The sequence below is a fragment of the Pseudomonas sp. FG13 genome, assembly GCF_057809755.1.
The window spans coordinates 97,494-111,121 of sequence record NZ_JBMDKO010000017.1 but is presented as its reverse complement, the minus strand read 5'-3'; the positions used below and the strand labels follow the sequence as shown (position 1 = coordinate 111,121).

The 13,628-nt window shown below is 62.2% G+C and carries 14 protein-coding genes; 3 read left to right on the top strand and 11 right to left on the bottom strand.

The genetic code is table 11. From position 1 onward, the window contains the following. Positions 1–308: 308 nt before the first annotated feature. From pepN to ACODTO_RS15850, 6 genes are all read right to left on the bottom strand, one after another. Positions 309–2,966: an aminopeptidase N gene (pepN, locus tag ACODTO_RS15875; protein ID WP_139648435.1), complete on the bottom strand. Its 2,658-nt coding sequence runs from the start codon at positions 2,964–2,966 to the stop codon at positions 309–311. Positions 2,967–2,979: 13 nt separating this feature from the next. Next, complete coding sequence (locus tag ACODTO_RS15870; RefSeq protein ID WP_024776981.1) at positions 2,980–3,810, bottom strand: DUF2797 domain-containing protein; 831 nt, start codon at positions 3,808–3,810, stop codon at positions 2,980–2,982. Next, the gene (locus ACODTO_RS15865; protein ID WP_041024166.1) at positions 3,807–4,067 is read right to left on the bottom strand and encodes a YeaC family protein; all 261 of its coding nucleotides are present in this window, start codon (positions 4,065–4,067) and stop codon (positions 3,807–3,809) included. Before ACODTO_RS15865 ends, ACODTO_RS15870 begins: the two co-directional genes overlap by 4 nt. A gap of 69 nt (positions 4,068–4,136) precedes the next feature. Continuing rightward, positions 4,137–5,012: a rhomboid family intramembrane serine protease gene (locus ACODTO_RS15860; protein WP_175385700.1), complete on the bottom strand. Its 876-nt coding sequence runs from the start codon at positions 5,010–5,012 to the stop codon at positions 4,137–4,139. Continuing rightward, a complete protein-coding gene (locus ACODTO_RS15855; RefSeq protein WP_373682516.1) occupies positions 5,009–5,983 on the bottom strand; it encodes a metallophosphoesterase in 975 nt (324 codons plus the stop codon). Before ACODTO_RS15855 ends, ACODTO_RS15860 begins: the two co-directional genes overlap by 4 nt. After that, positions 5,980–6,870 carry an NAD(+) kinase gene (locus ACODTO_RS15850; protein WP_024776985.1) on the bottom strand — a complete coding sequence of 297 codons (891 nt, stop codon included), beginning with the start codon at positions 6,868–6,870 and terminating at the stop codon, positions 5,980–5,982. Before ACODTO_RS15850 ends, ACODTO_RS15855 begins: the two co-directional genes overlap by 4 nt. Positions 6,871–6,973: 103 nt before the next feature. Between ACODTO_RS15850 and ACODTO_RS15845 the strand changes: the two genes are divergently transcribed. Continuing rightward, positions 6,974–7,939 (top strand): DUF1853 family protein, encoded by a 966-nt coding sequence (locus ACODTO_RS15845; protein WP_175385699.1) that lies wholly within the window; start codon positions 6,974–6,976, stop codon positions 7,937–7,939. A gap of 130 nt (positions 7,940–8,069) precedes the next feature. On the opposite strand, the gene ACODTO_RS15840 is transcribed toward ACODTO_RS15845, so the two are convergent. The 3 genes from ACODTO_RS15840 to ACODTO_RS15830 form a co-directional block, all read right to left on the bottom strand. Further along, positions 8,070–9,353, bottom strand: coding sequence for an arsenic transporter (locus ACODTO_RS15840; protein WP_139648427.1), 1,284 nt, complete (start codon positions 9,351–9,353; stop codon positions 8,070–8,072). Between the two features lie 37 nt (positions 9,354–9,390). After that, positions 9,391–9,741 carry a metalloregulator ArsR/SmtB family transcription factor gene (locus ACODTO_RS15835; RefSeq protein WP_139648425.1) on the bottom strand — a complete coding sequence of 117 codons (351 nt, stop codon included), beginning with the start codon at positions 9,739–9,741 and terminating at the stop codon, positions 9,391–9,393. Positions 9,742–9,875: 134 nt separating this feature from the next. Continuing rightward, entirely contained in the window at positions 9,876–10,433 is a 558-nt protein-coding gene (locus tag ACODTO_RS15830) for an NADPH-dependent FMN reductase (RefSeq protein ID WP_139648423.1), read from the bottom strand. A gap of 183 nt (positions 10,434–10,616) precedes the next feature. On the opposite strand from ACODTO_RS15830, the gene ACODTO_RS15825 reads away from it, so the two are divergent. Both ACODTO_RS15825 and ACODTO_RS15820 read left to right on the top strand, forming a co-directional pair. Next, positions 10,617–10,850 (top strand): hypothetical protein, encoded by a 234-nt coding sequence (locus ACODTO_RS15825; RefSeq protein ID WP_024776992.1) that lies wholly within the window; start codon positions 10,617–10,619, stop codon positions 10,848–10,850. 78 nt (positions 10,851–10,928) lie between these two features. Continuing rightward, positions 10,929–11,822: a LysR family transcriptional regulator gene (locus ACODTO_RS15820; RefSeq protein WP_489106700.1), complete on the top strand. Its 894-nt coding sequence runs from the start codon at positions 10,929–10,931 to the stop codon at positions 11,820–11,822. On the opposite strand, the gene ACODTO_RS15815 is transcribed toward ACODTO_RS15820, so the two are convergent. Beyond that, positions 11,788–12,402 (bottom strand): GNAT family N-acetyltransferase, encoded by a 615-nt coding sequence (locus tag ACODTO_RS15815; protein WP_139648419.1) that lies wholly within the window; start codon positions 12,400–12,402, stop codon positions 11,788–11,790. The genes ACODTO_RS15820 and ACODTO_RS15815 overlap by 35 nt on opposite strands. Before the next feature lie 281 nt (positions 12,403–12,683). Then, positions 12,684–13,436 (bottom strand): DNA polymerase III subunit epsilon, encoded by a 753-nt coding sequence (gene dnaQ, locus ACODTO_RS15810; protein ID WP_139648417.1) that lies wholly within the window; start codon positions 13,434–13,436, stop codon positions 12,684–12,686. Positions 13,437–13,628: the final 192 nt, after the last annotated feature.

Sequence of the window (13,628 nt, the reverse complement as noted above, 5' to 3'; positions counted from 1 at the left end):
CAGGGCGCCTGCGATGCGCTCCAGTTATCGATCGTTCCCACGCTCTGCGTGGGAATGCAGCCATCGACGCTCAGCGTCCGCTTTGGGCCATGACGCAGAGCGTCACCAGATGCATTCCCACGCGGAGCGTGGGAACGATCAGGGCGCCTGCGATGCGCTCCAGTTATCGATCGTTCCCACGCTCTGCGTGGGAACGCAGCCATCGACGCTCAGCGTCCGTTTTGAGGCGTGACGCAGAGCGTCACCAGATGCGTTCCCACGCGGAGCGTGGGAACGATCAGTGCGCCTGCGTGGGAACGATCAATGAGTCAAGCCAGGCTCTTGCTCACCACCTCGAACACATCACTGGACAGCGCGCCGGACGCCAGGATGCGCTCCAGCTCGGCTTTCATCAACGCCTGGCGGGCGCTGTCGTATTTGCGCCAGCGGGTCAGCGGCGCCAGTTGTCGCGAGGCGATCTGCGGGTTGAAGCCGTTGAGCTGGATGACCAGATCCGCCAGGAAGCGGTAACCCGAACCGTCGGCGGCGTGGAAGTTGATCAGGTTCTGCCCGGCGAACGCACCGATCAGCGCCCGCACCTTGTTCGGGTTCTTGATGTTGAACGCCGGGTGCTCCATCAGCGCCTTGACCCGCGCCAGGCCCCCCGGCAGCGGGCTGCCGGCCTGGACGCTGAACCATTGGTCCATGACCAGCGGGTTGCCCTTGAAGTTTTCCGCGAACACTTGCAGCGCCCGGGCCTTCTCGGTTTCGAACGGAGAATTGACCAGCACCGCCAGCGCCGTGAGGCGTTCGGTCATGTTGTCGGCGCTGTCGAACTGCTCCAGGGTGGCACTCAGCACCTCGGGCTTGTCCGTCAGCATCAGGTACGACAAGGCGATGTTCTGCAAGGCACGGCGGGCAAAATGCTCGGCTTCGGCCACATAAGGCGTGCGCTTCGACAGGTCGCGGTTGGCCTCGTAGCGCAACCACAAGGCTTCGAACAGGTTGTCGGCCAGTTGCTGGCGAGCGAACTCACGGGCGGCATGGATCGCCTCGACGTCGGCCACTTCGCTGATTTCCGTCAGATAGGCTTCGCTTGGCAGCGAGAGCATTTCCGCGACCATGGCCTGATCCAGGGACTCGTCCGACAGCACCGTGCGCAAGGCAGTTATCAGACGCGGGTCCAGCACCAGGCTCTCGCCCTTCTGATGCTGGGCAATCAGTTCCTGCAACACCTGCACCGACAATTGCTGGCCGGCATCCCAGCGGTTGAAGCCGTCGCTGTCGTGCTGCATCAGGAACATCAATTGGTCGCGGTCATACGGGAAGCTCAGCTTCACCGGCGCCGAGAAGCCTCGCAACAAGGACGGCAGCGGTTTTTCGGCGATGTCGACGAAGGTGAAGGTCTGTTCGGCTTCGGTCACCGAGATCACTCGGGACGTGCCGTTTGCCGCTGCCTCGCCGCTCAGGCGCAACGGGATCTCGGCGCCCTGGCTGTCCAGCAGGCCCAGCTCGACGGGAATCACGAACGGCAGTTTTTCCGCCTTGTCCGGGGTCGGCGGGCAGCTCTGGCGGAAGGTCAGGCTATAGGTCTTGGCGGCGGCATCGTAGGACTCGCTGACCGCCAGTCGTGGCGTACCGGCCTGGCTGTACCAGCGCTTGAACTGGGTCAGGTCGACGCCGTTGGCATCTTCCATGGCCTTGACGAAATCGTCGCAGGTCACGGCCTGGCCGTCGTGGCGCTGGAAATAGAGATCGCTGCCCTTGCGGAAGCCTTCAGGGCCCAACAGGGTGTGGATCATACCGACCACTTCCGAGCCCTTTTCGTACACGGTCAGGGTGTAGAAGTTGGAAATCTCGATGAAGCTGTCCGGGCGCACCGGATGGGCCATGGGGCCGGCATCTTCGGCGAACTGATGGGTACGCAGGTAGGCCACGTCCTGGATGCGCTTGACGGTGGCGGAATTCATGTCGGCCGAGAACCCGGCGTCGCGGAACACCGTGAAGCCTTCCTTGAGCGACAGCTGGAACCAGTCGCGGCAGGTCACGCGGTTGCCCGACCAGTTATGGAAATACTCGTGGGCGACGATGGCCTCGACCCGCTGGTGCGCGGCATCGGTAGCGGTTTCGGCACGGGCCAGCACCGCGCTGGAGTTGAAGATATTGAGGCCCTTGTTCTCCATGGCGCCCATGTTGAAGTCGTTGACCGCGACAATCATGAAGATGTCCAGGTCGTATTCGCGGCCATACACCTCCTCGTCCCAGCGCATGGACTTCTTCAGGCTGGTCATGGCGTGCTGGCATTTGTCGATGTTTTCCGGCTCGACATAGATGCGCAGCGCCACGGTGCGTTCGGTCATGGTGGTGAAGGTGTCTTCGACGCACCACAGGTCACCGGCCACCAGGGCGAACAGGTAGGCGGGTTTCTTGAACGGGTCTTCCCAGGTCACCCAATGCCGGCCGTCTTCGCCGGGACCACTGGCAATCGGGTTGCCGTTGGACAGCAGCACCGGATAGCTGTGCTGCTCGGCCACCACGGTGGTGGTGAACTTGCTCATGACGTCCGGGCGGTCGAGGTAGTAGGTAATCTTGCGGAAACCTTCGGCCTCGCACTGGGTGCAGAACATGCCGCCGGATTTGTACAGGCCCTCCAGGGCCGTATTGGTTTCCGGGTGGATCCGCACAGTGGTGTCGACCGTGAACGCCTGGGCCTTGGGCTGCAAGGTCAGGTGGCTGTCGTCCAACTGGTAATCGCCCGACGCCAGGTCGGTGTCGTCGAGCTTGATGGAGACCAGTTCCAGATGCTGCCCGTCGAGCACCAGCGGCGGCAGCCCGGCACCGCGCTCGGGGTTGCGACGCATCACCAGTTGCGCATGGACCAGGCTGTGGTCCTCGAACAACTCGAAGGTCAGGTGTGTCTCATCGATCAGGTACTCGGGGGCCTGATAGTCCTTCAGGTAGATCATCTTCGGTTGTTCGGTGCGCATGGGTCGAATCCTTCTACTGATGCACGGCGAGCTGGTAAGCCGTGTATTTACGAATGTTGATCACGCCGGTGTCGAAAATCAGGTACTGGCCCTTGATCCCCAGCAGCGTGCCTTCGGCAATCGGGTCCTTGTCCAGGTTGAAGCTGACGATCTTGGCCGGGTATTGCTCCACCGGGTAACGGATCTCCAGCGGTTCAACGTCCGCTATGGTCTGGATCGCCTGCAGGCCGAATCGTTCCTGCAAGCCCTGCAGTCCCTGGGCGCAACTTTCAAACAACGAATCGCGGATCCGCGGCAAGTCCACCGCGACCGCATCGCCCTTGAGCAAGGCGCGCCAGTTGGTCTTGTCCGCCACCTGGCTGCGGAACAGGTCTTCGACGAACCCCGACTGCTGACGCGTGGCCACCCGCAGGATCGGCAACGCCTGGCTCGCGCCCTGGTCCAGCCAGCGGGTCGGCAGTTGCGTGGCGCGGGTAATCCCGACCTTCACGCCCGAGGAGTTGGCCAGGTACACCACATGATCGGTCATGCAGAACTGCTCGCCCCACGCCGGCTCTCGGCAGGTGCCCGCGTCGAAATGGCAGCGCTCGGGGCTCATGATGCACACATCGCATTGCGCCAGCTTGGTCATGCAGGGGTAGCAATAACCCTGGCTGAAACTGGTCTTGGTCCGGCGCCCGCAGTGGCTGCAGTGGATCGCACCAAGAAACTCCAGGCGCACCGTGCTGCCGATCAACGGGTTGACCGGCACCTCGACATCGCCCAGGCGAAAGGCATATTGAACGGTCGGCCCGTCCAGGCGCGCCGACATCTTGCTGATTGCACCGCGGCCAATCTCGATCAATGGATGGCATCCGATTTGAACAGGATGTTCGGCACCTCGATCGACTTCGACTGGCACTCCTGCGGGCCCATGTAACCGGTGCGCTCTTCTTCGGGCAGGTTCTGGATTTCCCAGGCGATCATTGCCTGCAACGACAACTCGCGCTGTTCGGCGGTGAGCTTGTTGCCATCGGCCCATTTACCGATTTCCACGGCCAGCTTCAGGCTTTTGTAGATGTCCGGGGTGATGTTCTGGATCATTTCGTTGAACGAGGACATGGGGTCTCCGCGCGTTCGTTTAAGTGCCAATAATAAAAAAAGGTAAAGCTGACTATTGGGGCATTCGTATCATTGCCGGGGCATCTTACGGCGGGCGAAGAGCCCACCCAACAAGCCCGTGAAGCAGCCGACGAGCAGGCCGCCGACGTGGGCCCCGTTGGCGATTTCTCCGAAACCGATCATCGAGACCAGCCCGGACAGGCACAGCGCCAGCCACACCAGCATCATCACCAGGACCCCACGGGGCAAGTGATAAGTCGGGTTCGGCGACAGCAGTTGATAGATCCAGCAGTGTCCCAGCAGGCCGTACAACACACCGGACAAACCGCCGAACAGCGTCGCACCGCTGAACAAATACTGGACGAAATTGGACACGAAGCTGAACAGCAGCGTCAGCCCGAGCAGGTTGATACTGCCCTGGCGCGCTTCGATCCGTCGCCCCAGCTCCCAGTACCACATGCCATTCATGGCGATGTGCAGGAAACCGAAGTGAATCAGCATCGGTGTCACCAGGCGCCACCACTGCCCCGCCGCCAGGCTGTCGGCCAGGGGCGAGAACTGGATGTAGTCACCGACGACACGAAACTCCAGGAAGGTCAGCCACCGCAGGGCCTGGAGATTGTCCCCCAGCAAAGTCACGGCGCTGACAATCAGGCTCAGCAACAGCACCAGGGTGGTGACGGGGCTTCGGGTCAGTTGCTCGACGATCCCGGGCCGCCGCGAGCCAGTGCCCATGGTCGGGAGTTCCAACAGTTGCTCCGGATCGCCCACCGGAAAGCGCGCGTACAGGGAGCGCACATCTTCACCGATCTCGTCCGGCACCCAAAGCACCTGCTCGCCCGCTTCTTCGCTGACGCGATGGGGCACTTGCATGCGCTGCAACAGCTTGACGAAGCCGCTCAGGTCCACGGTCAAAGGCAGGCGCAACACCGCAACGAGGCTCATTTGACCATCTCCGGACGTTCCACATCGACCCAGACGAACTTGTGCGGGTCCAGATGGGTTTCCTGGTCCAGGCGATAGGCGGCCAACTTGCCGTAGAGCACTGCGCTGTAGTCCAGGCATGCCAGGTTCGCGCGGATCGGCGCGGGTTTGCCGCTGCGCCAGTAATGACCGACAAACAGCAGTGGCTCATCGGCGCCGTAGCGCAGCAGGTTGTTCTTTTCATCCGGGGACAGTGGCCTGCGTGCCACCGGCTCGGGCAAGGCATCGGGTTGGAACACGATGTCCCCGTAGGTTTTCGGATCGTCCTCCCAGAACTTGGTGCGGAAGAACGAACGGGTCAGGCCATCGCCCCCGGTCAGGGTCATGCCGTGGGGCAGGCGCATGTCGGTGCCACGCAGCAGGCGGTCGAACACCGTGCAGGCGAAACTGCCCGTCTGCGCCGAGGCCTGGAGAAAGTGTTCGTCGATCCGGGCGTCCGGGAACAGACCACGCAACGGTTCGATCAGGCCGGCGTCCCAGCAGGCGTGCACCACCCGGAAGCGACCGGCATCGATCAACAGCGGCAGTTCATAGAACCACTGGAGGAAATCGTGCCATTCGTCGGGGTACTGCTCGAACTGGGTCAGGGTTTCGTTGAGCAGGCGGGCATGGCGCGGCGTGTGTTCACGCACATACCGCTGGCCGCTGCCGGGCAGTGCCGGTGTGCTCCAGCCCAGGGCGTTGAACTCGTGGTTGCCCATGATGCACAACGCCTGGCCGGCCACGACCATGTCGCGGACGATATGCAACGCCTCGCGGATCCGCGGCCCACGGTCGATGATATCGCCCAGGAACACGGCCATGCGCGACGGATGGCGCCAGACCCCGCCCTGCTTGTGGTAACCGAGTCGGTCCAGCAGGTGTTCCAGGGTCAGGGCGCATCCGTGCACGTCACCGATCAGATCGTAACTGCGCGCAGGATCGAGCATCAGTCGCCTCTACCTCCCAATCGACTGCCCCAGCCGAGCTTGGTCCGGCAGACTTCGTAGTAATTGTGATCCAGCGGATGGATCAGGCGCAGCTTCTGCGCCTTCTTGCTGACGGTGATGGTGTCGCCCGGCGCGCAGGTGAAATGGTTCTGGCCATCGCAGGACACTTGCGGGTAGATCTGCATATCCTTGGACACGACGATTTTCAGCTCACTGTTGCCATCGACCACGATGGGTCGCCCAGACAAGGTATGGGGGTACATGGGCACAATCACAATAGCGTCGAGCTTGGGGTGCATGATCGGGCCACCGGCGGACAGCGCGTAGGCAGTGGAACCGGTGGGCGTGGCGACGATCAGGCCGTCAGCCTTCTGGCTGCAGACGAACTGGCCATCGATGTACAACTCGAATTCGATCATGCGCGTGGATTTGCCGGGGTGCAGCACCACGTCATTGAGGGCGTCGCCCTGGCCGATGGCCTCGGCGTGACGGCGAACCTCGGCTTGCAGCAGGAAGCGGTTTTCCACCAGGTAATGGCCGTCGAGCACCTCGGCCACTTTGGTTTCCAGCTCATCGGGGCGGATATCGGTGAGGAAACCGAGGCTGCCGCGGTTGATCCCCAGCACCGGAATGTTGTGCCGCGCCAGGGCTCGTGCGGCCCCCAGCAGGCTGCCGTCACCGCCAACCACGATCACCATGTCGCAGACTTCGCCGAGCATCTTGCGCGACGACGTCTGCAGGCCATGGCCCGGCAGCACTTCGGCGATGGTATCTTCGAGGATCACATGCAGGTGTCGCTCCAGGAGAAAACGTTTGAGGCGGCGAACGGTGTCCAGGACCTGCGAACTGCCCAGGCGACCGATGATGCCGATATTGCGAAATTGCTCCATGGGGCTCCTGCGAGGGTCTGCGGCGGGCGAAAAACCCGATTATGGGCGAAAGCGGCCCATAGACAAAATTCTTTAAGCCTTCTCTACAGGCTATGCTCGCAAAATGATCCTGTTTCCCGAATTGCTGGACCTGCCCCGCCGCTTGCGCCATCCCGAGGTGCGCGATCTTGCGTGGGTGATACTCGCCCCGCCGATGCTCATCGACACGCCCTGGCCCCAACGTCATCCCCTGACCGGCAGCGATTGGGTGCAACACCCCCACCGACTGGAACATTGGCTGCAGCAGCTGGACCGCGACAGCTACCCGCTGCTGCACTGGTTGTCCCAGGGACGAACCCAGCGCCTGGGCCTCTATTACGAACGGCTATGGCAATTTGCTGTGCAGCATGCGCCGGGCATCGAGCTGATCGCCGCGAACCTGCCGATCCGCCGCGAAGGCCAGACCCTGGGTGAACTCGACCTGCTGCTGCGCGATAAGGACGGCATCCATCACCTGGAACTGGCGATCAAGCTGTACCTCGGACCGCAACAGGGCGATGGCCGGGACACCGCGCAGTGGCTCGGCCCGGGCTGCCATGACCGGCTCGACCGTAAACTGACTCATCTGCGGGAGCACCAACTGCCGATCTCGGCGCGCCCGGAAAGCCGGGAAGCCCTGGGGGCACTGGGCATTGAACCGTCGGGGCTCGAGTTGTTTCGCTCCGAGCTCTGGCTGGGGGGCTACCTGCTCTATCCCTGGCCCGGACAGGCCGAACCGCCAAGCGGCGCGCATCCCAGGCACCTGCGGGGCAGTTGGCTGCGCCAACGGGACTGGCCGGCGTTCATTGCCCAGCGCCCGCCGGGCCGCTGGCAACCCCTGCCCCGCGCCGCCTGGCTGGCGCCGGCCCACTATCCGGCGGAGCAGACCTGGAGCATTGCTCAACTGGACGCTTGGCGAATGGCCCTGGACCCAATGGCGCCCGCACAACTGATGGTGCGCCTGAGTGAAAACGCCGAAGGTGAGTGGGAAGAGGCCGAGCGGGTGTTCCTGGTGGCGGATCTTTGGCCGGATGTGCCGGGCAATGGTTGAGTTTTGTGCTGCTGGGCGGCCCCCATCGCGAGCAGGCTCGCTCCCACAATGGATCTTCAGTGAACACAAGTTTTGTGTTTGTCATACTCCCCTGTGGGAGCGAGCCTGCTCGCGATAGCGTCGCTACGGTCTAGAAGGACAAACGCAACGCCAACGCCGCCAACGTCACCAGCAACACCGGCACCGTCAACACCACGCCAACCTTGAAGTAGTAGCCCCAGCCAATCCGGATATCCTTGCGCGCCAGCACATGCAGCCATAGCAGCGTTGCCAGGCTGCCGATCGGCGTGATCTTCGGCCCCAGGTCGCTGCCGATGACATTGGCGTAGACCATCGCTTCCTTCACCGCGCCAGTGGCATGACTGGCGTCAATGGACAAGGCACCGACCAGCACCGTCGGCAGGTTGTTCATGACCGACGAGAGCAACGCCGTCAACACCCCGGTGCCCATGGCCGCGCCCCACACGCCGTAACCGGCGAACACGTCGAGCCAGCGGGCCAGGGAGTCGGTCAGTCCGGCATTGCGCAAGCCGTAGACCACCAGGTACATGCCCAGGGAAAAGATCACGATCTGCCACGGCGCTTCCTTCATGGCTTTGCGGGTGGAGATCTTGTGACCGCGAGCGGCTACGGCCAGCAGCAACGCGGCGCAGACAGCCGAAATGGCACTGATGGGAATGCCCAGGGGCTCCAGGGCAAAGCACCCCAGTAACAGAATCACCAACACGGCCCAGCCGGCATAGAACGTCGCGGTGTCGTGGATGGCACTCGCCGGATCGTCCAGTTGATGCGGGTCGTAGTCACGGGGGATATCGCGGCGGAAAAACCACATCAGGATCGCCAGGCTGGCCGCCACGGCCACCAGGTTCACCGGCACCATCACCGCCGCGTAGCGGTTGAAGCCGATACCGAAGAAGTCCGCCGAGACGATATTCACCAGGTTCGACACCACCAGCGGCAGGCTCGCGGTGTCGGCAATGAAACCGGCCCCCATCACGAAAGCCAGGGTCGCCGCCGGGGAAAAGCGCAGGGCCAGCAGCATGGAAATCACGATGGGCGTGAGGATCAGCGCCGCGCCGTCATTGGCGAACAACGCCGACACCAGCGCACCGAGCAGCACCATGTAGGCGAACAGCTTGCGCCCACTGCCCCGCCCCCACCGGGCCACGTGCAGCGCCGCCCAGGCGAAAAAACCCGCTTCGTCCAGCAACAGGCTGATGATGATCAGCGCGACGAAGGTACCGGTGGCATTCCAGATGATATGCCACACCAGAGGGATGTCGCTGATCTGCACCACCCCGCTCAACAACGCCAGCAGCGCGCCGAACGTCGCGCTCCAGCCAACGCCGAGCCCTTTGGGCTGCCAGATCACCAGGGTAATGGTCAGGAGAAAAATCAATGACGCGACAAGCATGCGCTACAGCCTTGGAAGGAGGGATTGATAAGAAACGTCAGCAGCAACGCGCCACCGGACGATCGGCCATCGCCGCCAGGCGCTCGACATCCGCCGCCAGCCAGGCCGCATTGGCCGCCAGCGCCTGCTCCAGCAACGTGCGGATCCAGGCGGGCAATTGCGGATGTAGACGGTAGTAGACCCACTGTCCTTGCCGTCGGTCACTGAGCAGGTCGGCATGACGCAACTGCGCCAGGTGCCGGGAGATTTTCGGCTGGCTCAGGTCCAGGGCGGCGGTGAGTTCACAGACACACAACTCCCCCTCGCGGGCCAGCAGCAACGCAATGCGGGTTCGGGTGTCGTCGGCCAGGGCCTTGAAGACCTCGACGGGATTGTGGGGATTGGACATGACGGAAAAAAGTCTGGGGAAGCGAAGGACGAATATATGGAAGCCCGAATATTCAGTAAAGCGGCGATTGGGGTGACCGATGAACCCATGGCGAGAGAGCTTGCCCCCTCGCCATCGGGATTATCGCAGGGGCATCAGACCTTTTTATGCTGCTCGACCCACTGACCATAGGCATTGATGAATGTCTGCAGGAACGGCTTCACCGACTCCGACACATGACCCGCCTCATCGAACGCCGTGCCGGCATTGCTCAGGTAGCCTTCAGGTTGCTGCATGCACGGCACATTGAGGAACACTAGAGACTGGCGCAGATGGTGATTGGCGCCAAAACCGCCGATGGCGCCCGGCGATGCGCTGATCACTGCACCCGGTTTGCCGCTCAGGCAGCTCTGGCCATAGGGACGCGAACCGACGTCGATGGCGTTCTTCAACGGTGCCGGCACGGAACGGTTGTACTCCGGGGTGACGAACAGCAAGGCATCGGCTGCGCCTACCCGTTGGCGGAAGGTGCTGTAGGCAGCCGGGGGCGAGGCATCAATGTCTTCGTTGTAGAGCGGCAGGTCGCCTATCTCGACGATCTCCAGCTTCAGGTTGGCAGGCGCCAGGTCCGCCAGTGCCAGTGCCAACTTGCGATTGATCGACGCCTTGCGCAGGCTTCCCACTAAAACGGCCACTGTATAGACATTACTCATTGGATGTTCTCGGCTAGGGATCAAAGGGGACTCTATTTATAGATGATCGGGCGGATTATTGGACCAGCGGAAAGTCGAAAACCGGCCGCTTGGACTATTTTTTTCTTGTAGGAAAACTTACCGCGCATGGGCAAGGTCTACAGAACCGTAAATCGAGTGATCTATTTCCAGAGGTTCTAAGCAATGGCAGCAGTACTTGTCGGACAATTTCATGCGCGGGACGCCGAAGGTCGCGTCTATTCGGTGCATGAATTCCAGGAATCGACCCCGTCGCCGGACGGAAACGGCAAGGAGCCTGTCACCACTTACAAACTGGCCATCGGTGATCGGGTCAGCAAGCTCGATGAGGACAGGTTCCTGCTGGTACAGTCCGGCATTGAATTGGTGCGCGAACCCGAAACGCAAATAGCTTTATGACATAAGCAGAAGTCATGCCCGGACTTGGGTTAGGATTCAGCCATTCAATGGCTCTCCCGCCGCACACGGACTTCTTGCATGCGACTACGCCACATCGAAGTGATCCAGGCGCTGCTGCAGACCGGCCACCTGGGCACGGCGGCCGAATGGCTGCAATTGCCGGTCGCTGAAGTCGAGTCGACCCTGCGCGATGCCGAAGCTCAACTGGGCTTCATGTTGTTCGCCAGCGTGCGCGGACGCTTGCAGGCCACTCGGGAAGCCCTTGAACTGCGCGACGGCATCACCGGCGTGTATGACGCCCTTGAGCCGGTGCAGCGCTTGGCCAGCAGTTTGAAACACTACCAGGCGCCGCCCCTGCGGATCATCTGCACCCCGCCACTGGCCCAGCAATTATTGCCCCGCAGCATGGCTGCCCTGCGCCGCCGCTACCCGGATGCGCCATGCACGCTGCTGAGCCAGCCGACCCGTGAGATCGTCCGCAGCCTGCTGCTGCGCGACAGCGACCTGGGTCTGAGCCTGCACGACCCCGAGCACCCCGATATCCATTGCCAGATGATCGCCCAGGGCAAACTGCAATTGCTCGCGCCTCACGGCTGGCTGCAGCCACGACAAAAGTACATTTCGCTTCAGGATCTGGCGGGCCAGTCGTTGGTGGGGCTCGATGGCCAGGACCCGCTGAGCCCCGCATTCGACAACAAACTCGGAGCGCTGCGCCCGGCGCCGGTGATCCAGATCCGCGTCCAGACTCACCAGATGATGCGGGCCATGGTCGAGGCCGGCGAAGGCCTGGCCATCGTCGACCCCTTCACCGCCTCGGGCGCCAAGAATGGCGGGTTGGACGTATGCCCGGTGTCGCCCGCAATCCCCATCTGCCTCTACGCCCTGCACCTGACCGGTACGCCCCCGTCACCCACGCTTCAAGCGCTGCTGGAGCTGGTTACGGAACAAGCCGAGGCGTTGCTGAACCATTGACCGACATGCCCAACGGATCGTCGAACAACCGGTACCAGAACAACGCCACTTCGGCGGTATGCCGGTCGATCCCGCGATAGCGCAGCTGATCAATGCCGCCGAGCACATAACCGCAGCGCTCATAGAGCCGGCAAGCCCCGAGGTTGTTGTTCTGGGTTTCCAGCATGATCCCCGGCAGTTTTTTCTTGCGACTCCAGAATTGCGCCACGTCGAGCAAGGCCTTGGCCACTCCATGACGACGGGCCGGGGCATGCACCGCCAGTTCGTCGATGTGGGCAAAGCCGTTCCAGTTGGTACTGACCACCAGATGCCCTACCGGCTGGTCGTCCAGGTAGGCCATGAAGATTTCGCTGTCCGGCGCGTCGTGGAAGCTGCTGAACTCTTCCGGGTCGATGCCATAGCACTTCTGATAGGGGGCAATGGGCGTGACCAGCCATTGGCTCACGGGACGGCCGATCTGCGCGGTGCCATAGGCGCTGACTTCGAAACTGAAATCACTGCCCCATATATACGCAGCGAAGCCGTCATCGACGACCCGCACCGACAGGCCAGGGTGTTTGGGATTCATGACCGATTGCATACTGGTTAAAGTCCTCATTCCTTGAGCCAACCAACGGCACGTTGCAATCCATTGCCCTTGCCTCTCGAAACTGTGTACATCAAGCGGCTACCCATGGACTGCCGTTACCTCAGGTTAGAAGGTACTGGCGATTGTGGCGAGAAATGAACAATAAACAATGACCCCACCGTCCTGTGGGAGCGAGCCTGCTCGCGATAGCGGTGTGCCAGTCATCTCGTGAGTGACTGTTCGACCGCTATCGCGAGCAGGCCCGCTCCCACAGGAGGGCACTCGTCAATTCCTCACTGGCCGGCTTCAGCCAACTGCGTCCACAGGGCTGGAGCACCGGCGGACTTGGCGATGGCTTCCAGGCGCGCGACATGTTCGGCCAGGTCGGCTTCACTGGCACGAATGATCCGGGCGGGCCGACGGTCGGCGGGCAAGCGACGAATTTCGCTGGCCTGGGCACCCGAGCCTTCGCCGGTCCCATTGCCGTCCGACGCGTTACCGGCCAGGGACAGGCTGGTCTGGCCGCCGGTCATCGTCAGGTAGACGTCGGCAAGGATCTCGGAGTCGAGCAAGGCGCCGTGCAGTTCACGGCCGGAGTTATCGACGCCATAACGCTTGCACAAGGCGTCGAGGCTGTTGCGCTGCCCCGGGTGCCGCTCGCGAGCCATGAGCAGGGTGTCGAGAATGGTGCAATGCTGGCTGATATCGGCCCGGTCGTGCTGCCCCATCAAGGCGAATTCGTTGTTGATGAAGCCAACGTCGAACGCCGCGTTGTGAATGATCAGTTGCGCGCCCTGGATGAACTCGAAGAATTCATCGGCCACTTCGGCGAAACGCGGCTTGCCCACCAGGAATTCGTTAGTGATGCCGTGGACACCGATGGCGCCCTCGTCACTTTCGCGGTCCGGTTGCAGATAGACATGGAAATGGCGACCGGTCAGCCGCCGACCGATCAGCTCGACACAGCCGATCTCGATAATCCGGTGACCATCGGTCACCGGCATGCCGGTGGTTTCGGTATCCAGTACTACAGATCTGTTGGCCATCAGTGTTCAGCTCTCAACGGGCGTGCTTGCAAAGGCGGGGATGGTAACACGCTCAAGGAAAACTGCCGCAGTCAGAGCTGTGGGAGCAACGCTTGCCCGCGATGCAGTCGATGCGGTCTTTGGAGTAGAGGCGTCTGTTTCGCGAGCAAGCTTTGCTCCCACGGAGCCCCTCCCCGCAGGGGGCTTCGCTGA